This is a genomic window from Nocardia sp. PLKS1-43 (genome assembly GCF_059510335.1).
In genome coordinates this window covers 1-24162 of sequence record NZ_JCAJZQ010000018.1, presented here as the reverse complement: position 1 = coordinate 24162, position 24162 = coordinate 1, and the positions used below count along the sequence as shown (strand labels likewise).

General features: G+C 66.6%; 21 protein-coding genes, 4 tRNA genes and 1 pseudogene. 15 read left to right on the top strand and 11 right to left on the bottom strand.

The features are described from left to right. Window positions 1–369: 369 nt before the first annotated feature. Window positions 370–1224 carry an MmyB family transcriptional regulator gene (locus AC5WS7_RS37430; RefSeq protein WP_495959387.1) on the top strand — a complete coding sequence of 285 codons (855 nt, stop codon included), beginning with the start codon at window positions 370–372 and terminating at the stop codon, window positions 1222–1224. A gap of 521 nt (window positions 1225–1745) precedes the next feature. Here the strand turns inward: AC5WS7_RS37430 and AC5WS7_RS37425 are convergent. After that, window positions 1746–1908, bottom strand: a pseudogene (locus tag AC5WS7_RS37425) (NADP-dependent phosphogluconate dehydrogenase); the annotation flags it as partial. A 145-nt stretch (window positions 1909–2053) separates the two neighbouring features. Between AC5WS7_RS37425 and AC5WS7_RS37420 the strand changes: the two are divergent. Together AC5WS7_RS37420 and AC5WS7_RS37415 are read left to right on the top strand one after the other, a co-directional pair. Next, complete coding sequence (locus AC5WS7_RS37420) at window positions 2054–2311, top strand: helix-turn-helix domain-containing protein (protein WP_495959386.1); 258 nt, start codon at window positions 2054–2056, stop codon at window positions 2309–2311. 363 nt (window positions 2312–2674) lie between these two features. After that, window positions 2675–4156 carry a site-specific integrase gene (locus AC5WS7_RS37415; RefSeq protein ID WP_495959385.1) on the top strand — a complete coding sequence of 494 codons (1482 nt, stop codon included), beginning with the start codon at window positions 2675–2677 and terminating at the stop codon, window positions 4154–4156. A gap of 15 nt (window positions 4157–4171) precedes the next feature. On the opposite strand, the gene AC5WS7_RS37410 is transcribed toward AC5WS7_RS37415, so the two are convergent. The 3 genes from AC5WS7_RS37410 to AC5WS7_RS37400 form a co-directional block, all read right to left on the bottom strand. Beyond that, a tRNA-Val gene (locus tag AC5WS7_RS37410) sits at window positions 4172–4246 on the bottom strand. 17 nt (window positions 4247–4263) lie between these two features. Further along, window positions 4264–4334 (bottom strand) — tRNA-Cys (locus tag AC5WS7_RS37405). A gap of 23 nt (window positions 4335–4357) precedes the next feature. Next, window positions 4358–4430, bottom strand: a tRNA-Gly gene (locus AC5WS7_RS37400). Window positions 4431–4917: 487 nt separating this feature from the next. On the opposite strand from AC5WS7_RS37400, the gene AC5WS7_RS37395 reads away from it, so the two are divergent. Next, window positions 4918–4989, top strand: a tRNA-Val gene (locus tag AC5WS7_RS37395). Between the two features lie 362 nt (window positions 4990–5351). Here the strand turns inward: AC5WS7_RS37395 and AC5WS7_RS37390 are convergent. Continuing rightward, on the bottom strand, window positions 5352–5951 hold the full coding sequence (locus tag AC5WS7_RS37390) for a TetR/AcrR family transcriptional regulator (RefSeq protein WP_495959384.1): 600 nt from the start codon (window positions 5949–5951) through the stop codon (window positions 5352–5354). Between the two features lie 353 nt (window positions 5952–6304). Between AC5WS7_RS37390 and AC5WS7_RS37385 the strand changes: the two genes are divergently transcribed. After that, a complete protein-coding gene (locus AC5WS7_RS37385) occupies window positions 6305–6562 on the top strand; it encodes an SDR family oxidoreductase (RefSeq protein ID WP_495959383.1) in 258 nt (85 codons plus the stop codon). A 152-nt stretch (window positions 6563–6714) separates the two neighbouring features. After that, window positions 6715–7764: an FAD-dependent oxidoreductase gene (locus tag AC5WS7_RS37380; RefSeq protein WP_495959382.1), complete on the top strand. Its 1050-nt coding sequence runs from the start codon at window positions 6715–6717 to the stop codon at window positions 7762–7764. Between the two features lie 444 nt (window positions 7765–8208). Here the strand turns inward: AC5WS7_RS37380 and AC5WS7_RS37375 are convergent, their stop codons facing one another. Then, window positions 8209–8973, bottom strand: a complete 765-nt coding sequence (locus AC5WS7_RS37375; RefSeq protein ID WP_495959381.1) for a metalloregulator ArsR/SmtB family transcription factor — start codon at window positions 8971–8973, stop codon at window positions 8209–8211. A 63-nt stretch (window positions 8974–9036) separates the two neighbouring features. Here AC5WS7_RS37375 and AC5WS7_RS37370 point away from each other — a divergent pair, with 63 nt between their 5' ends. Further along, complete coding sequence (locus AC5WS7_RS37370) at window positions 9037–9510, top strand: SRPBCC family protein (protein ID WP_495959380.1); 474 nt, start codon at window positions 9037–9039, stop codon at window positions 9508–9510. Between the two features lie 319 nt (window positions 9511–9829). Here the strand turns inward: AC5WS7_RS37370 and AC5WS7_RS37365 are convergent, their stop codons facing one another. Then, a complete protein-coding gene (locus tag AC5WS7_RS37365; protein WP_495959379.1) occupies window positions 9830–10567 on the bottom strand; it encodes an SDR family oxidoreductase in 738 nt (245 codons plus the stop codon). 186 nt (window positions 10568–10753) lie between these two features. Here AC5WS7_RS37365 and AC5WS7_RS37360 point away from each other — a divergent pair, with 186 nt between their 5' ends. After that, window positions 10754–11059 (top strand): putative quinol monooxygenase, encoded by a 306-nt coding sequence (locus tag AC5WS7_RS37360; protein ID WP_495959378.1) that lies wholly within the window; start codon window positions 10754–10756, stop codon window positions 11057–11059. A gap of 307 nt (window positions 11060–11366) precedes the next feature. Here AC5WS7_RS37360 and AC5WS7_RS37355 read toward each other — a convergent pair whose 3' ends face one another. Then, a complete protein-coding gene (locus tag AC5WS7_RS37355) occupies window positions 11367–11963 on the bottom strand; it encodes a maleylpyruvate isomerase family mycothiol-dependent enzyme (protein ID WP_495959377.1) in 597 nt (198 codons plus the stop codon). Window positions 11964–12024: 61 nt separating this feature from the next. Next, window positions 12025–12990, bottom strand: coding sequence for an RNA polymerase subunit sigma-70 (locus tag AC5WS7_RS37350; RefSeq protein ID WP_495959376.1), 966 nt, complete (start codon window positions 12988–12990; stop codon window positions 12025–12027). A gap of 115 nt (window positions 12991–13105) precedes the next feature. Between AC5WS7_RS37350 and AC5WS7_RS37345 the strand changes: the two genes are divergently transcribed. From AC5WS7_RS37345 to AC5WS7_RS37330, 4 genes are all read left to right on the top strand, one after another. Further along, window positions 13106–13918 carry a PIG-L family deacetylase gene (locus tag AC5WS7_RS37345; protein WP_495959375.1) on the top strand — a complete coding sequence of 271 codons (813 nt, stop codon included), beginning with the start codon at window positions 13106–13108 and terminating at the stop codon, window positions 13916–13918. A 478-nt stretch (window positions 13919–14396) separates the two neighbouring features. After that, window positions 14397–15713, top strand: a complete 1317-nt coding sequence (locus AC5WS7_RS37340) for a lipase family protein (RefSeq protein ID WP_495959374.1) — start codon at window positions 14397–14399, stop codon at window positions 15711–15713. A gap of 130 nt (window positions 15714–15843) precedes the next feature. After that, complete coding sequence (locus AC5WS7_RS37335) at window positions 15844–17226, top strand: lipase family protein (RefSeq protein ID WP_495959373.1); 1383 nt, start codon at window positions 15844–15846, stop codon at window positions 17224–17226. A gap of 128 nt (window positions 17227–17354) precedes the next feature. After that, window positions 17355–18980, top strand: coding sequence for an MFS transporter (locus AC5WS7_RS37330; RefSeq protein ID WP_495959372.1), 1626 nt, complete (start codon window positions 17355–17357; stop codon window positions 18978–18980). A gap of 18 nt (window positions 18981–18998) precedes the next feature. On the opposite strand, the gene AC5WS7_RS37325 is transcribed toward AC5WS7_RS37330, so the two are convergent. Beyond that, window positions 18999–20096 carry an NAD-dependent epimerase/dehydratase family protein gene (locus AC5WS7_RS37325; RefSeq protein WP_495959371.1) on the bottom strand — a complete coding sequence of 366 codons (1098 nt, stop codon included), beginning with the start codon at window positions 20094–20096 and terminating at the stop codon, window positions 18999–19001. Window positions 20097–20250: 154 nt separating this feature from the next. Here AC5WS7_RS37325 and AC5WS7_RS37320 point away from each other — a divergent pair, with 154 nt between their 5' ends. Beyond that, the gene (locus AC5WS7_RS37320; protein ID WP_495959370.1) at window positions 20251–21090 is read left to right on the top strand and encodes a helix-turn-helix transcriptional regulator; all 840 of its coding nucleotides are present in this window, start codon (window positions 20251–20253) and stop codon (window positions 21088–21090) included. Window positions 21091–21150: 60 nt separating this feature from the next. Here the strand turns inward: AC5WS7_RS37320 and AC5WS7_RS37315 are convergent, their stop codons facing one another. After that, window positions 21151–22749, bottom strand: a complete 1599-nt coding sequence (locus AC5WS7_RS37315) for a GMC oxidoreductase (RefSeq protein ID WP_495959369.1) — start codon at window positions 22747–22749, stop codon at window positions 21151–21153. Window positions 22750–23062: 313 nt separating this feature from the next. Between AC5WS7_RS37315 and AC5WS7_RS37310 the strand changes: the two genes are divergently transcribed. Beyond that, window positions 23063–23653 carry a TetR/AcrR family transcriptional regulator gene (locus AC5WS7_RS37310; RefSeq protein WP_495959368.1) on the top strand — a complete coding sequence of 197 codons (591 nt, stop codon included), beginning with the start codon at window positions 23063–23065 and terminating at the stop codon, window positions 23651–23653. 269 nt (window positions 23654–23922) lie between these two features. Next, window positions 23923–24162 (top strand): hypothetical protein (locus AC5WS7_RS37305; protein ID WP_495959367.1); only part of this gene is annotated, 240 nt, incomplete at its 3' end.

Genomic DNA, 24162 nt, shown 5'->3' with positions numbered 1-24162 from the left:
TCATGACGACATCGGGATCCACTGGTTTTCCCTCCTGAGCAGTTGCACTTACCAAAACCACACAACACCCGGATCCGCTGAAAATCTAGATTCTTAACTGATGCGGCTTGCATATATGCATGCAGCATAAGAATGGATAGCATCGCTTTTCCGGTAGTTATCCTGCTGTTTTGATGCTGCGTGCATCAGATAAATCCCGCAACGGCCGGTGCGGACTTTTTTTCGAACCGGCTCCACATCCGTCGCGTTGCGCCACCCCTGCTAACTATTCGCTATCGAATAGCGAAGTTCTGGTGTTGCCCACCCTTCCCAACTCTGGTACGTCTAAGAGTGTTCGGGGGAACCATTCAGACTATTCGTGCTCATCCCATGCTCGAAAGCCCCAAGGGAGGGGGGCATCGCATGCGCAGGACACAGCCCGATCCACCACGACGCCGCAAACCACATCGCATCAAGCAACCGAAACCTCTGCTGTCGGTTCCGGAGCTGCCCCCATTCCTGGAACAGCTCCGTGACGAACGCGAGCTCACCCGCCGTGCCGCCTCGGAAGTGACCACGATCAGTGAGCCCTACCTGATCCAGCTCGAGAAGGGCACCCGCCGTCCCAAACCGGAGACGCTCGACCTCGTCGCAACCGGCTACGGCCTGACTGCCGCGCAGGCGCGCCACGCCCACGAACTACTCGCTGACCCGCTCCCACTGCCCGACCTCACCAGCTACCGCCGCCACCTCGAGGAGACTCCCGCCCTCATCGACCATCTCACCGATCTGGGCGCGCAGCACGTACCGGCCATGTATCTCGATCCGCTGTCCAACGTGCTGGCCGTCAACAAACCGATGGCTCTCGCCCTACCCGGACTCGAAGAGGCCGGGAACCTGTGCATCTATTGGTTCATGCCCGTTGCCCGACAGCTGTTCCCCGACTGGCCCGAACAAGCGGACTACATCGTCGGCCGGCTCAAAGCCGGGATGGGACGCTACCGCACCGCGCCACAAGCCAGAAGACTGCTGCGGACCTTGGGCAAGAACCCGGAGTTCACTCACCGGTGGACCTCGAGCACACGCATCGCATACAACTGGGAAACCAGCGATCACATACGCTGGAGGAATCCCAATACGGGCCAGGAAAAGCTTGTCAGCGTGCACAGAGCAGAAATCAGCGAAAAAGCCGTGATGATCATGTACACCGCGTACGTCAACCGCCGCACAGACGGAACCGGTTAGCCATCTTCCATCCTTCGCCCGACCACCATGAGGACAGCGCGTTTCCCTAGTTCTAGTGCGTTAACTGATGCAATTTGCATCAGTTAACGCACTAGAACAATGGAGACATTTGAGAGGCAAATGCGGACCGTTTGCTCCCGGACACTGTTTCGGCCACGAGCAGAGCGGGCGCCGCAGCAATCACAACGGATATTCGGGCCGACACATCGGTCGGCGTCTCACCATCAACTGTCCCGAGCTTCATCGCCCCAGATCAGACCTGCAAACGACTCGATCCGCCTTGGGTCGTAACCAAACAGTGGCGACGACAGTGAAGGCACTCTCCGCAGAGATCGCACACGAATGTACCTGCGCGGCAACGGTCTTCGATCGATTTCGTCCGCGATACCCCGCTCCCACTACTGGTCGAACCGGGCCGACGACAGGTCGAGCGCCCCAGCGCTCGTGGCACAGATACTCAAAAAGGCCTCGTTACCAGTCTTTCCACACCAGCGATGGTCCACGACCCTTGCGCCCGCAGGCGCGATCTGCCCGGCGCTCGCGCCGAGCGCATCGCGTAGCAGGTGGTATGCCTCGCGGATGAGCTGCATGTCGGCGGTTCGATGTCGTGGTGCACCATATTGACGAAGTGATCGGGCCCCGTCCGGGCCGATGTGGGTGCAAGCACGGCAGCCCATCCACCGTCGTCAACACGGCATCAAAGGCGTCCGATGCTGGTCTGCAACACCCGGCACGCAAACTGCTTCAGGCGCAAGAGCTCAATCGTGGGATCGGGGTATCCTGAAGTTCGCGAGGGACTGACCGGTTGTCTACCTGTCAGGAGCCCACCATGGCCGAACACCTTCGCCCCCACCATGACAGCACTCACACCGATCTCGCTGACGCATTGCGACGGCTGCTGAACGAGCCGACGATCTCGATCCCCGACGCCGCCCGACTCCTCGGGGTCGGGCGATCTACCGTCTATGCCGCCGTGAAATCCGGTGAACTACCGGCGATTCGAGTGGGAAACCGAGTGCGAATCCCCTCCAGATCGATACGTCGAGCGCTCCAGCTCTGTTCCGATCCGGATGCCGACAGCCAATAGCGCTGTGCCACTGCATCATCCATCTCGCGCGGCCTCTCCGCGCCCACTCGGCTCCCTTCCTACTCCGGCGGCAATTCCCCCGCAGTAGGAAGTCCCAGTCCCAGAGTGCGGGAAGCACATCCACGCGCACGGCCAGTGCCACACGAACTGACGCAACGCAACTAACAGGCCGCCAGGGAGATGCCCAGCCCGCAGCAGCGGCGCGTTCTCGTAATCGCATGTCGAGTTGCCGCAATAGCCGGTAGCACTGCCATGCCCGAAACAGGGCCACGCGACTCCGATTCGTCGAGCCGCGATCCGACACCGACCATCTCCCACCGGCGCAGATCCAGCGTTTCATGCATAGAAGGAGACTCATCTCAGATGCCTGCGGAAGAATCAGAGCGGCCCGAGCGCCGAACCGAGCCGATCGACGAATACACCGCCAAGGACGGAACCGTCACCTACACATTCCAAGTTGATGTCGGCACCAAGCCGGATGGTCGACGGAACCGGCCCAGATTCACCTACCCCACACTGGGCGATGCTCAGCGTGAACTCCGGCGAATCAAGACCGAACTCGCCGAACAGCGCTATGTGCCGCGCACGGACATCACCGTCGACGATGCATGCGACGAGTGGTTGAACGGGCGGCGCGGGATCCGCCTGGTCAAACTGGAGGGCTACCGCAACCATCTCAAACCGGTCCGGCGGCGGCTCGGCCGGAAGCCACTGGCCGAGGTCACCAAAGCCGACCTCGACGCCCTGGTCGATTGGATGCTCGACCAAGGCCGCGCCGACCCACGCCACTTCCAGCCCGACAGCCTGATGTCGCGGGTCGCCGCGTTCGTCGACCGCCAGCCCACGGCCGGCGTGCCGGTCGGCGAGATCCGAGCCGCGTTTCCAGATAGCGATGTTTACAACTGCCTGTCAGTGCTCGTCCGCACCGGCAGGATCATCCGCCCGCGCCGCGGCGTATACGCCCCAAACCCGGATCCCGCACCCGACCGGGTACCCGAGGGCGTCAAACCCATCACAGTCCGCACCACGCTGACCACGTTCGGGATGGTCGTGCAGTCCTTCGTCGACCAAGGCAGAGTGCCGCTGAATCCGGTCAAACTCGTCGACCGGCCACCGGACGACCTTGACGACGATGACGATGAAGACGACGACAGCGGGAAATCGTGGACCTTGGCCGAGGTCGAAGCGTTCCGCGAATCGGTTCGCACGCACCGGCTCTACGCGTGCTGGCTGTTGTCCTGCTACGGGCTGCGGCGCAGCGAGGTACTGGGCATGCGGTGGAAACGCGTCGACGACGCGCGGCTACGGATCCGGCGAGGCCGGGTGGCGATCGGGACGATCATCGAGGAGAACGGGCCCAAATCCAAACGCAGCCGACGCGACCTCCCACCACCACAGGATGTCCGGGAAGCGTTGTGGTCCTTCAAAACCCACCAGAAGGCCGAATGCCTTGCACTGGGCATTCCGTGGTCGGACGACCGTTTGATCGCGGTCCACGCGGACGGCACACCGATCCGGCCCGCCTGGTACAGCGACGAATTCCAGCGACTCCGCGACGCGGCGGGACTGCGCCGCATCCCGTTGAAAGGACTACGCAACACCTCGGTGTCGATGATGCTCGCCCGCGGCGTTCCGCCCCTGGTGGTCGCCGCCTGGCACGGCCACGACCCCGCGGTGTCGCTACGGATCTACAACCAGACCCGACCCGAGGACCTGCGAGCCGCCGGAGCCGCTCTTTTCGGCTCCCCGGCGATTGATAGCAAAACCGCTTGGCAAGCTGTTGGCAACATGGCGGGTTTCGGACACGAAAAACAGCAGACCCTACCCGGCGAAAACCGGGTCTGACCTGCTGTTCTTCGTTGGTGCGCGATACTGGGATTGAACCAGTGACCTCTTCCGTGTCAGGGAAGCGCTCTCCCGCTGAGCTAATCGCGCGTGGTTCGCCTACTAAGAGGCGGCGACGGGAATCGAACCCGTGTGCACGGCTTTGCAGGCCGTTGCCTCACCACTCGGCCACACCGCCAACCAAGGCCGGGTTGGCCTTCGAGCGGATGACGGGATTCGAACCCGCGACCCTCACCTTGGCAAGGTGATGCGCTACCAGCTGCGCTACATCCGCATGCACTGTAATGTGCAGTGTGCCTCCGTCCGGCTCTTTCCTGCCTTCCGGCTGCGAGAGAGAACATTAGCCCACCACCTGCGCCATCAACAAATCGGCTGGTTAGAGTGGGTAAATCGGAATTACAGCCATGTCGTTTCGCAGGCCGGCCCCGTCTAGCCGACGCCGCGATGTCACCCCCCGTTCAGAGTCCACGCGCGGCAGTGTCACCACCCCCGAGGTTCCACTGCATGCGACGCCCGGCCGAAGGGCCTCCCCGAACATGCTGTCCGGCAGCAGAGTTCGATCCCCGCGCCATCGACGGCCCGCCGCGAATCGATATCGCACCACTCCGGCAGCACGGCCGGAGGACCGCCGCCGATCCGCTCGACACCCCACCGAGAACCCCGAGGTAGCGCCGCGATTTGGCGTCACCCCGGTACCGCGTGTTAAGGTTCCATCTCGTCCGGAACGGAGCCCCCACTCCCCCGGAACACCCGCACCACCTGGTCCTATAGCTCAGCGGGAGAGCGCTCGCCTCACACGCGAGAGGTCGCTGGTTCGAAACCAGCTAGGACCACTCCAATGCAAGCCGCAGGTCGTCGACCTGTGGCTTTGTTCTTGCCGGGACATCCCGCGGCCGGTGTTCTCACGTTGACAAGTAGACAATCTGTCGTATTTCGAACTCCACAGAGAGGCCGTGAACCTGCAGTGGTTGCCGCGATTGTCGTAGATCGCTGGTCGCGCGGCGAAACGCGCCCGTAGCCGATTCGCCTGGGCCGCAAGCACATCGGCAGCCTCAGACAGGCTGACCCGCCGCGTACACGGCAAGCGTGATCCGAACCACGAGCCCTGCGCGAAAGCGGGCACCTCACCCCGACACTCTCGCTCGGTGGTCGATGCGAGGGATGAAACGTCGATCACCTGCACACAATGCCGCCGTCAGGACGGCACGGCAGGATCGGCGACAACCACATCCAGCAGTTCTCGCAGGCGACGAGCCAGCTGGTCGGGGTCGGCCCGCACAAGGGCGGGGCTGCCGATCATCTTGCGCATCAGCCAGAAGCCGGCGATGAGCGAATGGGCCAGCATCGCCCGTTCGTCGGCATCCGGGCCGTCGAGCAGATCGCTCAGATGACGCCCCGCATGCCTTTCGATCCCGGGTCGGATCACCTCCGCGGCCCTGGGATTGGCCGCGGAACGCAGCATCAGGAGGAAGGGGTCCAGATGCTCCGACTCCGGCGCAGTTCGTTCCACCAGTCGGGCCGCGATGTCTTGTGACAGGGTCTCGGTGCGATCCGACAGCACTGTGCGCGGCTCGAACGCAACGTCCACCGCCTCGGCGAACAGTTGCTCTTTCGACCCGAAGTACCGATTCACCAACATCGCCGTCACCCCGGCCGACTGCGCGATCTCACGCACCCCCACACCGTCGTATCCATGCTCGGTGAACGCGATCACCGCCGATCGCAGGATCGCATCCCGGGTAGCGGCGGCATTGCGTTGTCGCTTGGGCGACGCGGCGTCGGTTCCCTGGCTCATGGCAACAGCGTACCGCACATGTATACGTCTGTAGACTTTCCACGCAAGCAAGTCTACAGTTGTAGATATTGCGCCGCGCAGATCCCGCCGCGAAGCTGCCGGTGACAGATAGTGCACAATCATTCACGGCCGCAACAGGTTTCGCACCAGGGGTCGCACCGGCGAAGCACTCATGATTCGACGGCTCGTGCCGCAGATGCGCGAACGCGACTGGGGCCGGGTGATCACCATCGGAGGGGGCCTCGCAGTCCAACCGATGAACACCCACCTTCAGTACAGCGCGACCTTGGCGGCCCCACAACCTTGCGGTCTCGCTCGCCCGAGAACTGAAGGGCACTCGCGTCACTTCCAATGTGGTTTCGCCCGGTGCGATGCTGGTGGAGGCGACCAGAGACTTCGTGACCGGCATAGGTCCCGCTCGCGGCTGGGGCGAGAGGTGGGAAGACATCGAGCCGAACGCGGTGAACTCGCTGCTCCCCAACGACCGGGGACGCTTCGGCAAGCCCGAGGAGATCGCCGCGGCGGTTGCGTACCTGTGCAGCGACTACGCCGAGTACGTCAGCGGCGCAACCATTCGGGTCGACGGCGGTCTCATCAAGAGCGCCTTGTGATCCGGACGTCGCGCCGAGGATGACAGGATCGACGGATCCGAGATGCCGGTCGCTCGAGCCCCGGGCGAATGTCCGGGCGCGCGTGGCAGTCTGGATGGGTGCTCCTTCCGGCAGGTGGCCGTAGGCACGAAAACGCTAGGAGGTCGCGGTACATGGTGAGCGTTATCGGTGGCGGGATCGCGGGCAGTTGCCTGGCCGGTGGTCTCGCGCGCAAAGGTCACCCGGTAGCGATCTACGAGCAGCAGCATCCCGGCCCCGGAGCCGGGGCGTTCCTGTTCATCGATGGACGCGGACACGACGCGATGGCGGCGATGGGCGTCGACCGTGCGGCGTTGCAAGAGGTTTCGTACCCACTGGCGGGACTCGACTACGAAGACAGTCGTGGCCGGCGAAGCGGAATGCCCAGTCGCGGTCATCGTTTCTGGTTGCGCCGCAATCTCATGGGCGTACTCTCGGAGTTCGTCGCAGGCTCCGGCGCGCAGTTGCGCTACGGCGCACCGATTTCCGGCGTGATCTCAGGTGACGGCGGCCATTCGATCGAGCGCGGCGCGGACGTCGTAGCCGCCGAGGGATTGCTGGTCGGGGCCGATGGCATCGACTCCGTCGTCCGCGCGGGCCTCGAGCCCGGCCGCACCCCGGTCTACGCCGGTGACGTCGTGCTGTACGGAATGACCAGCACGCCACTGGATCCGCCGCCGGCCACCGCCCCCGCGGTCCTGCACTTCTTCGCCGAGGTTGCCGAAGACGGCAGTGCCGGAAGCACTTTCGGACACATCTGGCGGCCACAGGACCCGGCGGCACTGTGGTTCGTGCGGATCCCGCGCGAACCCCTTACCGGCACCCGGGACGACATCGGGATGCGACCGGTCGATGAATGGGCCGAAACGGTCCTGGCCGCAACGCCTTCCAGCCGGTCGCTGGTGTCGGCGTTCCTGGCGCACACCGAGGTGGTGCACGTCAGCAACGCCCGCAACGTCTCCCTGGAACAGGCTCGCGCGCCGCAGGATTCGGTGGTCCTGATCGGCGATGCCGACCACGCCATCACTCCGGCAGCCGGAGTCGGCGCCCGCGACGCGCTCGAAGACGCCCGCGCGGTATTCGACGCGATCGTCGGCGCCGGTTCACCCGCCGAAGCGATGACACAGCGCCGTAAGCAGATACTCGCCGATCGCGAAGCGGCTCAACGAGCGCGGCGGCAATGATGTAGCGCTGCCGGGGCCACACCCGGCATCGTCCCGGCCGGTTCGATGGCTCGGACCGACCCGCTCGGCCCGCCCGGTTCCGCGTGCGGAACCGGACAAGGTGGTGACCGGCAACCGCACGTGCCAAGCCTGCAACGCACCCTGTACCGGCTACGACATGATGGTCATCGGAAGGGTCGACCACCAGGGACACTGCGTGGTCCCCGGCGTGAAGGGCACATCTCCGTGGCGCGGTGACGAGCCGCACCCGCCCGGCCGGTCCGAGCAACCGGCGAGCGACATCATCGCGACCGTGGTTTTATCGCTGGACTGCCGGACCAACGGGTGGCGGCTTGTTCGGACTCGCTCAGCGCCAGGTACCGCCCCGGCTCTGGGGCGGCTGTGCGGAAACCACTCGCAGACAACATGTGCGACGCCGCGGGCACCGACCACTCGGCAGCCGAATCAGCTTGTGGCCGAGTTGATGACGTGAGCGAGGGTGTCCAGCAGCTGATTCCAGCCGAAGCCGATGCCGGCCATGGCCGGTTCCGCGCCCGGGGTCGGGTCGGACACGTCGATCCGTAGGTCGAGGCGGGTGCCGCCGGTGATGCTGGTCAGCTCGAGGAGGTGTTCGGTCCGGAACAACGGGTTCCCGTTGCCGTCCAGCGGTGACAGCTCGAACCGGAGCCGTTCGGGCGGAACAACTTCGAGGTAGTGCCCGGCACTGGAATACAGCGCACCGTCGCCCTCTCGGAGCACGATCGACAGGGCGCCCCCGGCGACCGGCCGCAGGACGCAGTCGGCGACCTCGAAATGCGCTGGGTGCCACCACCGGCGCGCCAGATCGGGCGAGGTCCACCACTCCCACACGGTCGCCGCCGGCGCTGACAGCGTCCGATGGAATTCGTGGGCCGACAACGGCTCGGCGGCGATGGCCGCCCGGTACTCCGCGAGCACCGACTCCGAGGGATGGTCGGCCTCGAATCCCGCCAGCCACCGTCGCAGCTCGCGCAGCGGACCCCGGCGCAGGGCGTAGATGCGGCGCTGCCCGAGCGGTTCCATCACCACCAGGCCCGCGCGTTCGAGCGCCTGGAGATGCTTGGTCGTCTGCGGTTGTCTCAGGTCGAGTGCGGCGGCGATCTCGCCGACCGGACGCGGTGCGGCGTTCAGCAACTCCACGATCCGCATGCGGTTCGGTTCGGCCAGAGCGGCGAATAGTGCGGGGTCCATTGACCAAGCATGCCTCCCCAGATATATTCCTTTCAAGGAATACTTCTGAACGAGGAGCACGACATGTCCGAGCAGATCCGCATCGAACGCGACTACCCCGCCACCGCCCAGGCGATCTGGGAACTGTGGACCACCCCGGCGGGCATCGAGAAGTGGTGGGCACCCGACGGTTTCACCGTTCGCGTCGACCGGATCGACCTGCGCCCGGGCGGCGAACTGGTCTACACCATGACCGCGACCGCCCCCGAGCAGATCGAATTCATGCGATCCGCGGGCATGCCGCTGTCGACCGAGTCCCGCAAGACGTTCACCGAGATCGACGGCCCCGACCGGCTCGCCTACACCTCCCTGGCCGACTTCATCCCCGGCGTCGAGCCGTACGAGTTCCTCACCACCGTCGAGCTCGAGCCGACCGACACGGGCGTCCGCGTGGTCATGACCGTCGACGCCATGCACGACGACGTCTGGACGCAGCGCCTCACCAAAGGACGGGAGAACGAGCTCGCCAACCTCGCCGCCATCGTCTCCGGCGGCTAGTTCCGGACCGCGCAACCGAACCGGAACAGCAGCGCGGGCAGCTTCGACGCGTCCTTCAACGCACGAAACTCCCAAGCTGTCATCACGCGGCAGCACACCGCCGCGCTGGGCGACTCCAGGAAGCCGTCGCGGGTCTCCCCCTTGCCATCAGCGCGTCGGCATTGCAGAGATCGTGGCACTGGACGAATCGGTCGTCACTGTAGATCACCGCAGCGGCGGCGTCGTGCGGGTACAGCCGCAGCGCGCCGATCCGGCCGGCATCGCGCCGCATTGTGAATTCGGCTGGGCGACAAGATGATCGCGCTGGCCGACAGCGCATTCAGCCGGGCACGCGGGCGATGTCGGGCTGCTCGGGGCCGTGCGGGATGTCGACGGTGTCCTCGCCCGTGCGCAGCAACCGCAGCACCACACCCGCCACGTATTCCGGGTGATGCGGCACCATACCGGGCCGGGGCGAGACGCCGAGCTGGAACATGCCGTCGCCGAACTCGGTCGCGGTGATGGACGGCAGCAGCAGCGACACCGCTATCCCGTCCACGGCCAACTCCTCGCGCAACACCGCGCTGAGCATGTTCACGGCCGATTTCGTCGCCGCGTACGCGCCGTAACCGGTCGCCACCCGGCGCGTGGTCCCGGAACTGATGTTCACGATCCGGCCGAACCGCTGCTCCCGCATCGCCGGTAGCACGGCCTGGGTCACCCCGACGAGAGCGGCGATGTTCAGCTCGAGAATCCGCCGGTACTCGGCGAGATCGACCTCGGCGACCGGGCCCATGATGCTCGCCCCGGCGTTGTTCACCAGGCCGTCGATACGCCCGTGCCGATCCAATGTCGCCGCTACCAAGTCGCGCACCTGTACCGCGTCGGTCACGTCGGTAGGTACGGCCAGCGCGCCGCCGAGTTCCGCACTCAATCCGGCCAACCGATCGGCCCTGCGCGCGGCCAGGACCGGACGCGCCCCGGCGGCGTGCAACGCCCGCGCGGTCGCCGCGCCGATCCCCGACGACGCTCCGGTGACAATCACGGTCCTATCGGCCAGATCGATGAAATCACCCATGCGCCAAGGTATATCAGACACCGAGCGGCTCTCCGTCCGCTTTTCTCCGGGTGCCTGGACACGAAGATTGCGAGGTAGCCGTCGGCGCGTCGCGCGCCACGTGGCGGGCATCCCGCACAGCGCGCTACCGGAATCCGGGCCGCAACTCGCGGCTGAGCTGTCGTCACCAACTGATACCCTCGCGTTGTGCCTGTGATCGTTGCCACCATTACTCCGAAGCCCGACAAGTTCGACGAGGTCGCGGAGGTCCTCACCCGCCTCATTCCGCAAGTCCACGACGAGGACGGCTGCGAGGTGTATGCCCTGCACAGGGGCAAGGACCGGTTCGTATTCGTCGAGAAGTGGCGGGATATGGCGGCGCTGGGCGTGCACGGTGGCGCGCCGAGCATCAAAGCCATGAACGAGGGTCTCAAAGACCTGGTGGCCGGCCCGCTGGACGTGCAGGTCCTCGAAGCCGTCCCCGCGGGCGATGCGGCCAAGGGCGCCATCTAGGCGCTGCCCTCGCCGCACGGCGAACGACAACCGAACGGGTGGCGGCTCTAGATCGCGTGCCCGTGAGTACCTCTCCCTGGGCAGTTCGCGCGATATCGCCGCCGAACGCCGAGGGCCGTATATCCGCACTCCCGCGTAGTGCCCCGCCGGAACCGGCGGGCGACAGTGCCGGGAGTCGGTCCTGCCTTCCTGGGCCGGTCGAGCAGCCGGGCCGCGGCTCGGCTGCTCGACTCCTTCCAGCCCTTGCCGATCCGGCCGCTGTCACCGAACGTCCGGTCGCTTGCGACGAGACCTTGCCGCGCCGGTATCAGTGCGCCGGCAGGGCTCTGCGGCCGGTGACGGTGAGCAGAATGTCCTTGGCGGACAGGGTGATCGGCGTGCCCGATCCCAGCACCACGTCGGCGTCGGTGGCGCACAGTTGCACTCCGGACAGGTCGAACCCGAAGTAGGAGAAGGATTTCGGGGTCGAACTGCGCAGCACCACCGCGATGCGTTCCGGAGGTGCGGACGGCAGGCCGAGGGGTTCGGTGATGTCCAAGCCGTGGATGACGTCGTGGCTCAGCGCGCCCGCGGCCCCGCCGCCCGGTGGCCGCCACGGGTGCCGTGCGTTGTCGCGCAGTGCGGCGAGCAATTCGGGGTCCGAGAGTCGTGCGGTGTCGCGGTGCGCGGCCTTGTCCGCGAAGCGGTCGAAGGAGAATCGGGCGGCGATCAACCCCATCAGGAACGCGGGCGGCTTCAGCCGATAGGGCATGGTCATATGGGCGACCACCTCGCGGATTCGCCATCCGTCGCACAGCGAGTCGGCCGCCCACTGGGCCGGGGGCAACTCGGCCAGCAGCCCGGCCAGACGCTCGCGTTCGGCGATCGTGTGCGCCCGCTCGGGACTGAGGTTGTCGGTGGTCATGTGGCGATCCTTCCGGTCCGGGAAATGGGAGTCGTCACTGTTACGACCGGGACGACCGGAACTAATCGGTGGGCCGGCGGATCGTCGCGGGCAACCCGAATTCGGCGAACCTGTCCCCGCTGCCCAGGAAGGTGACCAGCTGCGCGACCAGGCCGTCGCGCGCGTGCACGGCCACCAGCGCGAACGGCCGCAGCACACCGCCGTCGCCGGGCCGGTACTGCCCCACGCCGGTCACGCCGTTCATCCGGACCGGCACCATCCGGTCCCCCGCGCAGGCATCGGTCGAGGCGAAGATCCGCACCGCGGCATCGCGACCGGATATCCGCCAGGCGAACGGCGGCATACCCGTTTCGGCGTCCGCGCACAGCACCGCGGCCAGCCCGGCGACGTCGTGGTTCTCGAAGGCCGTCGTATAGCGCCGCAGCAGCTCCTCGTCGACGGGTTCGAGGCGAGGCTCGCTCGTCCGCGCGGCGGCCAGGGTGACGCGGGCACGCTGCAACGCGCTGTTCGCCGCCGCGATGCTGACGCCGAGCATGTCCGCGGTCTCCGCCGCGGTGAAGGCCAGCACGTCGCGCAGAACCAGCACGGCCCGTTGCCGAGGCGGCAGGTGCTGCAATGCCGCGACGAAGGCCAGCCGCACCGATTCGCGCTGTACCGCCAGTTCGGCGGGGTCGCCGGTGTCGATCAGGCGGGCGTCGGGCATCGGATCCAACCACCGGCCGGGCAGCACCGCGTCGGGATCGAAAACCTCCGGAGACGGCCCCTCCCAGACCAGCGTGCGCCGCCGCGCCGCGCGCAACATGTCCAGGCAGATATTGGTGGCGATGGCGTGCACCCAGGTCGACAACCGGGCCCGGCCCGGATCGTAGGAATCGAAGCGGGTGAACGCGCGGACCAACGTCTCCTGCACGGCGTCGTCGGTGTCGGCGGCGGTGCCGAGCAGGCGATAGCAGTACCCGGTCAGCGGCACCCGCAGCGCCTCGAGTGCACCGGAATCGATCTCCGCCCGCCCCGGCGATGAACTCACCGGGTCATGCTAGCCCGCGGCCCGATCCGGGTGCGCACGGAATCACCGCTGGGCTGTCGGTGTTGCTTCGTAGAGTGGGAACACCGTATCGCCGAGCACACACAGACGGGGACTCATGGCCGACCAACTGACGATCATGGCCGTACACGCCCATCCGGACGACGAAGTCATCAGCACCGGTGGGATTTTCGCGCGGTACGCCGCCGAGGGCATCCGCACGGTGCTGGTGACCTGCACCAACGGCGAACAGGGTGACGCACCCGGCGGCATCAAACCCGGCGAACCCGGGCACGATCCGGATGCCGTACGGGCACAACGGCTTTCCGAACTCCGCGAATCCGCGGCATTGCTCGGTATCGAGCACGTCGAACTGCTCGGATACCGCGATTCCGGTATGGACGGCTGGGAGGCGAACAACGATCCGGAATCGTTCCGCAATATCCCGATCGAGCGGTCGGCCGCGCGACTCGCCGAGCTGGTCCGGCGCTACCGCCCCCAGGTCGTGGTCACCTACGACGAGAACGGCAACTACGGCCACCCCGACCACATCCAGGCCAACCGCATCACGCTCGCGGCGACCACGGCGACCGGTATCCCGGCCAAGCTGTACTACACCGCGATCCCGCGCGAAAGCTCCCTCGAGATGTTCGAGACGCTGCGAGCCAGGGGCATGGTCGACTTCGAACCGCCGGAGGACTTCGGTACACCGATGGAGCGGATCACCACGGTGGTGGACGTCGCCGCGTACGCCCAGCGCAAGATCAAGGCACTCGAGGCGCACGCCAGCCAGAGCGACAGCGTGCCGTTCCTGCGCATGCCCTCGGACCTGCAACAGATGATCTTCGGCACCGAGACCTTCGTCCGCCATGTCAACCACGTCGCTGCCGCGCCCGACCAGGAAACGGACCTGTTCGCCGGACTCCGCTGAGATCCGCTCATGGTGGCGGTGCGGACGGCGTGATCCGATACGCTCTGCCGCCGACACCCTGCGCCGCAAATACCCTGTGCCGCCGATGATCCGGGACGATGACCGGATCATCATCGGGGCGGCACCGCGCATCGCGCTCGGCGCGGCTCCGCGTGACCGGAACGAACCGCCCGGCACAGTGTGGATAATCACATTCGCAGGGTCGGATGATCGATCGAATCATGTACGCACCGAGGAACTTCCGGGCACGAGCACTGTCACACCGACAGTTCCCCCGCGCGGGAAGTTGGGATTCGGCACAAGTAGGCTCGAGCAGATGCCGAATCGGTCACAGAGATGCGGCATCGATTCGTGAAAAGCGGTACGGGGGGCCGATACTCGTGGAGGTTCGACCGAACCGAGTGTTTCGATGCGAGGATTCGTGGTGAAAGCGTTACTTGCAGTTGCGATTTCCGCAGCGCTGGTCGGAAGTGCCTCTGTGGCCGCGCAGTCGGCTCACGCCGATCCGAGTGCGCAGATCAACCCGAGCGCGCAGCCGATGCCCGGCACTGCGGGGCCGACCCCGTTGCAGCAGTGGATCGACAATACCGTTCCGGCACTGCCGCACACCGGTGACGACCAACTGACGGCGCTGTGGCGCGGCGTGCTGTCCCCGCCCACCGGCGATCCCCTCTTCGACGCCTGGCCCGGCGACCTCGCCGCCGCAGACCCCGGCCAGATTCTCGAAGCACGCGATGTCACGGCCACCGCGGCCCCGCTCGTGGCGGTACCCATCCAGCGCGCGGTCCTGTTGAAGTTCCGGACCACGTCGGCGACCGGAACCCCCTCCTTCGGCACGGCGACCCTGATCGTGCCGACCGCACAGTGGAAGGGCCCGGGATCTCGGCCCGTTCAGGTCAACGCACTGCCGATCAACTCCCTGGGCGCGCACTGCACCACGAGTTACACGATGGCGCACGGGATATTCGACAAGCCGAACACCGATCTGGCCGTATTCCTGCCGACCGTGTGGGCGGCGCTCGGGCAGGGGTACGCGGTCGTACTGCCCGATCACGAGGGTCCGCGGATGGCGTACGCCGAACCGAACATCGCCGGACATGTGATGCTCGATTCCATTCGCGCCGTGCGTAACAGCACGCCGGGCGAATTCACCGACAGCCGCTTCACCGTGAACGGATATTCGGGTGGCGCAATCGCCGCCTACGGCGCGGCCATGCTGATGAACGAATACGCGCCCGACCTGAAGAACATTCTCGTCGGGGCCGCCGCGGGCGGATTGGTCGCCGATTACCGGGACGTGGCGCACCGATTCAACGGCAACATCGAATCCGGCATTCTGCTGTCGGTGGTGCTGGCGATGTCCCGTGAACATCCCGAGATGTTGCAGTACATGAATCATCTCGCCCAATGGGTGTCGACCTCGCCGGTCAAGGATATCTGCGGCGATGCGGACGGACCGCTCGGGGTGGCCGGATTCCCGCTCGATGTCGCCGCGAACATCGGCGACCCGCTCGACGGCCCGTACGCCGAGCAGATGTACCGGCAGCTGGATCTGAGCAACCGGAAATCCGGTGTGCCGCTGTACGTTTACCACGGCGGACTCGACTGGTGGCTCCCGATCGAGGACGCCGAGAAAATGTACCGGCAGCAATGCGCCCAGGGCGTGCCCGGGGTGTTCCGCAACGTGCCCGGCGAACATCTGATCGGTTTCCTCACCGGCTACCCGGGGCTGAACGATTGGCTCGACGCACGCCTGCGCGGCGAACCCGCGCCCGACGAATGCCCGGCGCGCTGACGCGAGTACCGCATTCGCGCGCACGGTGAAATACTCCGGCCCACAAGGGTTTCCGGAGCGGAGGACTACCGCCGAATACTGATGTACAAGGGCGTGCAGCGATCGGCACTCGAAAACAAGGATGCTGGTTTTGAGAACCCTGATACTGACCGTCATCGTCCTGTTCGCCGGCTGTACCGCATTGGCGGCGCAGCCCGCGCGCGCGGACGACGGAACGCCCGGCGATTCGCAATTCTCGGCGACGCCCGGTGACGCGGCGCCGTCCCCGCTGCAGAAATGGATCGACGGCAATATTCCGTCGCCGCAATTACCCGCACCGTCGCAGGCGGATGCGGGTGGCGCCGGGTCGGCCCTGTGGAAATCCGTACTCCCCACGCCCGCAGGCGATTCCACGTTCGACAACTGGCCCGCGAAGCTGGCCGGCCTGCGTCCCGGTCAGTCGATCGAGACCCGGGACATCACCGCGGCGGCCGCCGGGCTGTTCAACGCCCCGATCGCGCACGCCTCGCTGGTGAAGTTCCGGACCACCTCCTCGACCGGCGCTCCCTCGTTCGGCACGGCGACGTTCCTCGTTCCGGCCGCCGCGTGGCCCGGCCCGGGACCGCGGCCGGTGAACGTGGACACCATGCCGATCAACGCCCTCGGTCTGCACTGCACGCCCGGTTACACCATCGCGCACGGCGTCCGCGACAACAACGGCATCAACGTCTTCCTGCCCTCGGTCGCCGCGGCGTTGAACAAGGGGCAGGCGGTGCTCATCCCCGACCACGAGGGGCCGTACATGGCGTACGCCGAGCCGGTCGTGGCCGGGCATCTGACCCTGGATTCGATCCGGGCCGTGCGGTCGCTGTTCCCGGCCGATTTCCGGGACAGCCGGTACGCGGTGACCGGCTACTCCGGAGGGGCGATCGCCGCGTACGCGACGGCGATGCTCCAGCCCGAATACGCTCCGGATCTGCGCCGATCCATGGTGGGGGCCGCCATCGGCGGCCTGGTGACCGATTACGGCGCGGTGGCGCACGTGTTCAACGGCCACAGCGCCTCGGGCATCCTGCTGTCGGTGACGCTGGCGATGTCACGCGAGCATCCCGAGATGCTGCCGTACATGAATCACCTCGCCCGGTGGGCGGCGATCTCGCCGTTGAAGGACATCTGCGGTGAGGCCGATGGCCCGCTCGGCGCGGTGGGCATCCCGATCGACGTCGCGGCGAACATCGATCACCCGCTCGAAAGCGATATCGCGGCCCGGATCGAACGCCTCACGAATCTGACCGACCGCACCTCGGCCGTGCCGCTGTACATCTACCACGGCGACAACGACTTCTGGATTCCGATCGAAGGGCCGCGCCGGATGTACAGCCGCCAGTGCGCGCTCGGCGTGCCCGCCGAATTCCGGACGGTCCCGGGCGATCACGTCTCGGCCATGATCAACGGGGCCAACGGCGCGACGGACTGGATCGATGCCAGGCTCCGGGGCGAGCCGGCACCGAACGAATGCCCCGCGATTCGTTAGGTCGTCCGGCGCGCCAGTGAGCCGGCGCGATTTCCTGTGCACTTTCACAGGGCGCATACGCCGGACATGTTGAGAACAAGGCTCTACCTTTCCAAGAGTCTTGTTATCAACTCCGCGTGGGAGGGCCGATGGCCACCTTGCCCAACACTCCGGAATCGGGCGATATCGCCGCGCCCGATACCGGCCGCCTCGCAGACGACGTCTCACGCCGGCGAATCCTCGCCATCGTGGTCGCCATGGTGCTGCTGTCGGAGGTCACCACCTTCCAGCTGACGATGGTCGGCTCTGCCCTGCAGAAGATCACCAAGACGTTCTCGGACGTCGGGGCCGATATCAACTGGGCGGTGATCCTGCCCGGCATCGTGGGCGCGGCGACCACACCGATCCTGGGCAAGCTCAGCGATATGTGGGGCAAGAAGAAGATCTTCCTGCTGTGCGGGGTGTTCTTCCTGGTCGGCAGTCTGCTGGACGCGGTGACCAGCAATTGGTGGGTCTTCCTGGTCGGCCGCGGACTGCAGGCGTTCACCGTCGCGATGACCGTCATCACCTACGGGTTGGTCCGGGATCTGCTGCCGCGCAAGTACATTCCGATCGGGCTGGGGGTCGTGGCCAGCGGCGTCGGATTCTCCGCGGTACTCGGCCCGGTCATCGCCGGACTTCTGGTCGACAACTTCGACTGGCGCGCGATGTTCTGGTTCCTTGCCATCTACGTGCTGGCCGCGATGCTCGTGATGGCGGTCGTGGTTCCGGAGACCAAACTCCGTGTGCGCCAACGAATCCAGCCGTTCGGCATCCTCGCGCTCTCGGCCGGAACCCTGCTGATCCTGATCTACGTCGACAAGGGCCAGGAATGGCAGTGGGGCCACCCGGCCACACTGTCCTGGCTCATCGGCGGCCTGATCCTCGTGGCCGCCTTCGTGCTGATCGAATTCCGTTCCAGCGCACCGATCATGGATGTGCGCCTGCTGCTGAGCCCCAAGGTCAGCCTCACGCTGCTGTTGATGCTCTTCGGTATCGGCGTGCTCGCGGTGATGCCCACCGCCACCGGGTACATGACCCAGACACCCAGTCCGGACGGGCTGAAACAGTCCGTGGTGCAAGGGGTTATCGACCAGGCGCACCAGATGACCGGCATCACGCTACCGGCGTCGGCGGTGCATGTGACCCTCGATCCGGGCTATCACTACGGCAATGGTTTCAGTCTGCTGGCCTACGCTCTGCACATCGGTATCACGACCGGCGTCGTCGCCATGATCGCCGGACCGGTCTGCGGACTGCTGGCCCGGCGGGTCGGCGTGCGGGTCCACGCGATCGTCGCCTGCGTCATCACCGCACTGTGCGCGGTCGGCTTCGCGCTGGTCATCCCGCATTACTCCTGGCAGGCGTTCGCGATACTGGCCGGAGTCTTCGGCATCGGCTTCGCTCTGTTCTACACCGCGGGTTCGGTGCTGATCGTGGACGCCCTGCCCGAGGAGCAGCAAGGCATCGGATCGGGCATGCTCGGGGTGACGATGGGCCTGGGCTCGGCCATCGGCACCGCGATCCTGGCCGCGTTCCAGGCCGCACACCCGTTGAGAGCCCACATCGAGGTCATGGGGCATTCGGTCACCCAGCCCATCCCACAGGTGTTCGCCGACCGCGGATACATCCTCACCTTCTGGTTCATGGCCGCCACGGTGCTGGTAGCACTGGTCGTCGCGCTGTTCATGCGGCACGGGCGCGCTCCCAGTACGGCCGGACTCATCACCGCCTAACCGGAAGACGCACCCGTATCAACGCACCGGGTGGGCGCTGCCGGTCGAGCGGTGGCGCCCGCCCGGTCGATCGTGTCGCCCGGCGGTCTCCTCGTCCCGGCCGACCGATCCGGACGTGCGCATCTCATCCAGTCCGGCGGCGAAGCTCACGCTCGGCCGATAGCCCAGATCGACACGGGCACAGGCGATGTCGTAACTGCGGTCGCGCCCCATGATGGCGATCAGCCAGTTGTTCAGCGGCGGCGCAGTGGGACGGCGCAGCAGTCGCCATACCCCGTCGAGGATCCCGGCGATCGGCGCGGCGATCGCGAGCGGAAAACTCGGTGAGCGGCTGACGTCGACACCCATGGTCGCCAGGACCGGGGTGAAGAATTCCCGCATCGGCATCGGCGCGCCGTCGGTGATGTAGTAGACCCCGCGGTCCCGGCCGCGGGACAGCGCGGCCGCCGTCGCGGTCGCCAGATTGTCGACGTGGACCAGGTCCATGATGTGACGTCCGTTGTCGATCCACGCGAACCGGCCGGAGTCGGCCACCTCGCGCAACGTCGTCATGCCTTTGCCCCAGATGAACGGCGGGCGCAGGGTGATCAGCGTCATCCCGGGAGTCGCGATGCCGGCCAGGGCCCGTTCGGTCCCGAGTTTGACCCGGCCGTAGGCGATGATCGGCCGACCGGTCGGCGTGGTCTCGTCGACCAGCGCGGGCTCGAGACGCCGGTCGGTCGACACGGCCGCGGCGCTGATGAGCACGAATCGTTCGACGCCCGCGGCGGCCGCGGCGTTGAACAGGGACACGGCCGGCCGGTGGTTGTCCCGCTCGAACCCGGCGTCCGGCCCCCAGAACTCCATCCGGGCGGCCGCGTGGATCACCGCGGCACACCGGTCCAGCACGGCAAGCCAGGCCGGTCGCGACGCTCGCGCGGGCGAACCGCCGGGCTGATCCTCCGGCCCGCACAGGTCGTCCAGATCGCCGAGGACGGGCGTCGCTCCGGCCCGCTCCACTCGCCGCGCTGCCTCGGGACTGCGGGCCAGTGCCCACACGGTATGGCCGTCGGCGAGCAGCCGGCCGATGATGTGTTGTCCGACGAAACCGCTTCCGCCGGTGAGGAATACGTCCATGTCAGCTCCATTCGCCATCGAGGGCTGCCGCGGTCCGGCCACCCTGCCGCAGGTTGCGCGCAAGATCGATGGTGGGCCGCGGGTGGGGCCCGTGGGAGCCACAGCTCTTCCTGGTACAGCTGGTACCACGCCGCGGGTGCCCAGGTGCGGGAGGATGGGACTCGTGAACGAACTCGGTGTCGCACTGCGGGCTTGGCGAGATCGACTCGATCCCGGCGTCGTCGGGCTCGCGCACCATTCCCCCCGCCGGGTCGCGGGCCTGCGCCGGGGCGAGCTGGCCCAGCTGGCCGGGATCTCCGCCGAATACGTGGTCCGGCTCGAACAAGGCCGGGCATCGACGCCGTCGGCGCAGGTCTGCACGGCGCTCGCCCGCGCGCTGCAACTCTCCGATGACGAGCAGGCCCATCTGCTGCGCCTGGCCGGCCATGCCGCCGATCCGGACCGCATTCCGCGATTGGTCCCCGCCAGCGTGTACCGGATCGTCGAGCAGCTCGCCGACAGCCCGGTAGCGGTGTGCGACGCGTCCTGGCAGTTGTTGCACTGCAACGCGCTGTTCGCCGCGACCTTCGGCGATCCCACCAAGGGCGGCGAGGACGAGCGCAACGCCCTGATCGCTCAATTCGAGAACCAGCCTTCCCGGATCCGGCAGACCCCCGCGGAACGCGACGCTTTCGAGGAGTCGCTGGTCGCCGACCTGCGCGCCACGACGAGCCGCTACCCGAACGACCCGGATATCGCGGCGCTGGTCTCGAGACTGAACCGCAGTCCCCGGTTCCGCGAACTGTGGGAGCTTCGGTCGGTGGGTGTCCACCAGGGCGCGCACAAGATCGCCGCGCATCCGGATGTGGGGGACATCGCGCTGGACTCCAATGTGCTCACCACTCAGAACACGAACCTTCGCCTCGTGGTGGACACGCCGCGCGACGCGGACGCCAGGAGCAAACTCGATCTCCTGTCCGCGATCGGCCTCCAGGACATGACCCCGAGAACCTGACCTACAGCGGTCACACCGTCCGGAGGCCGTGCCCGGCAACGACATTCGGGCCTGGATGGCTCAGATGACCGAGCCCACGTCGTGCCGGACGAGGTTGTCCAGCGCGCGTTCGGCGACCGCCGCGATGGTCATGGACGGATTGCAGGCCGCGCTGTTGCCCGGAATCAGCGCGCCGTCGAGCACGTACAGGCCGCGCTGCCCGTGCACCCGGCCGTCCAGGTCGCACACCGGCCCCATGGGCGCGCCGCCCAGCGGATGCCAGGTGGACGGCACCGCGGCATTGGTATCGGTGAGCACGCTCGCCGGACCCGCGACCTTGCGGACCAGCGGTCCGATATAGCCGTTCTGCGCGGCGGCATCGCCCTCCTCGGGCCACTGCAATACGGCCTCGCCCCGGCCGGAGTCGTAGACGAAGCGGCCGCGGGCGTTGCTGACGCCGTAGCCGACCAGCATCGTGGTGTGCGCGTCCAGCCCCATCGGAGGGATCGATGCCTGGATCACCGTCGCGGCGGTGGCGGGATTCTTCCAGTTCAGGCTGCCGTACACGACCGGGCCGCCCTGCGGATAGCCGACGTCGGCGTCCAGGCAGGTCCAGGTGTAGATGCGGTCGCCGTTGGTGCCCCAGCCGCCGCCGAGCCCGTCGGGCAGATCCGGAATCCGGCGCTCGGCGCCGGCGCGCACGAGCAGCCGAGTGGTGTTCAGGCTTCCGGCGGCCATCACCAGCGCGGGTGTGGTGAGGATCTTGTTCTCCACGACCTTTCCGGCGGCGTCGGTCCGGTCCACGTGCACCGTCCAGCGACCGTCCTTGCCGCGCTCGATATCGGTGACGTGGTGCAGGGGCGCGACCGTGACCTTCCCGGTCGCCTCCGCGGCGGCCAGATAGGTGACGTCGACCGAATGCTTACCGCCGTTGTTCACCCCGAGCGCACCGTCGCCGTTGGTGTACGACGGCTTCATCTCGCCGCGGATTTCGGCGAGGGCGTAATTCCAGTCGATCGGCATCGGAATCTTCGACACCGGCAATCCGGCTCTGCGCACATGATCCGCGAAGACCCGGACGGCGGTGTAGTTGCGGGTATTGATCAATTCGTCGGGGGCGACGGCGATCCGCAGCATTTTCGCCACGCGCGGGTAATGCACCCGGTGCATGGTGTTCCAGTCCAGCTGCGCCGGAAGTTGGCTTTGGAAAACATCTTTCGCGGGTTCGAGCGTCATTCCCTGGTAGACCAGCGACCCGCCGCCGACCCCGGCCGCGCACAGCGCGGTCATATGTTCGCTCGTCACCGTTTCGAGCAGACCGGCGTACGGTTCGAAGCCGACCGGCTTGCCGAACAACTGCGGCGCGGATCCGTACCACAGCATCCTTTTGTCGGGAGACGTTGCGCGCGGGAAGGTTTCGGAGTTCGGGCCGGTCGGCCACCGCAGTCCCCGCTCGAGCACCAGCACGGGCACACCGGCCAGCGCCAGTCGCAGCGCGGTGACCCCGCCGCCGAAGCCGGATCCGATCACGATGACCCGGTGATCCTCCCGCACGACCCGGACGCGGCCGACCGCGGCCGCGATGCCGTGCCCGGCCGCGTTCGCCAAACCCGTTGCCGCACCGGCTATTCCCGCCGCCGCGGCCCCACCGAGCAGGGCACGACGGGTGATGACAGACATCGATCGACCTCCAAGATATGCCGGCGAACAGCGGCATCGAATTCATCGCACGCAACAACGACCCGCGAATGTCACGACCCGGCAGAACACGGCGTGCGCCGACATGGATTACCGGAAGAATCGACATTGCTTTCGGACTGCGGGGACGACGCTAACGGCCGCGTCGCGAACGCTCAATCCGCCGAACGGATATCCGGGGAAGCTACAGGCTCGGCGACGGAAAACCTCATTGTGCCCACAACAACCGAACCGCGCGCACGGGTAATCGACCGGCCGGCTACCCACTCGATGAAACATCACCTATTCTCGTCCTGTGAGTTCCGCCGACAGTGCGCTGACCGATTCGGCAGTTCGTGGTGCGTACAGTCCGGCGCAGGCCCGCACCATCGCCGCGGCGGTGGAGTTGTTCGGTCAGCACGGCGTGAGCGGAACGTCATTACAGATGATCGCGGACGCGGTCGGGGTGACCAAGGCGGCGATCTATTTCCAGTTCCGCACGAAGTTCGAGATCGTGCTCGGCGTGGCCAGCACCGAACTCGCGTGGCTCGAGGCCGCGGTCGACGCGGCGGAGGCCGAACAGTGCGATGTGACCGCACGCGAGCTGCTGCTGAGCCGGATGATCGATCTGACCATCGAACGCCGCGGCCTGGTCGGGATGTTGCAGACCGACCCGGTCATCGTCGAATTCCTGGCCGATTACGAGCCGTTCCACCGCGTCACGGACAGGTTGTTCGCGGTCCTCGAGACCGGCGATGCGGCCGGAACCGTACAGGTCCCGGCCGCGATGCTGATGGCGGCCATCGGCGGCGCGGCCGCGCATCCGCTCGTCGCGAATTTCGACAACGCCACGCTGCGGTCGCATTTGATGCATCTGGCGCAGCGGCTCTTTCGCCTGCCCGGCTGATTCGCGCCCGAAATCGAATTCGACACCCGGGCGGAATGCCGTCACTCATTTCGGCCATAACGGCCGGTTGATCGGCTAGGTGCGGGTCGGCGACGCACCCGCGGGCGGACGCTGCCGATCCCGGCGGAAAGGGTCTTGCTCCCACCTTGCCGTTCGGCTAGCCTCTGACTAGCTGATCGGCTAGGTCACGGTTCCGAAGTTCGGCACTGCTCGATATTCCGGCCTCTCCCCCGCCGTTCACCACTCGACGACGAGAAACGGAGGCAGAGATGAACTCGGGTGATTCACTCTCTGCGACCCTGGCGCCGCTGTCCATCGATTCCGACCCGATGCAGACCCGAACCTCCCGTGCCCTGGTCAACTCGATCATCGAGTGCGCCGCCACCGCCCGGATCACCCATGACGCCGAAACCGCCGCGGTGGAATGGGCGCAAGCGGGGATACCGCTGGAAACGGTGCACAAATACCTCACCGACCGTGTCGTGCACACCTACCGCCCGAACCCGTAC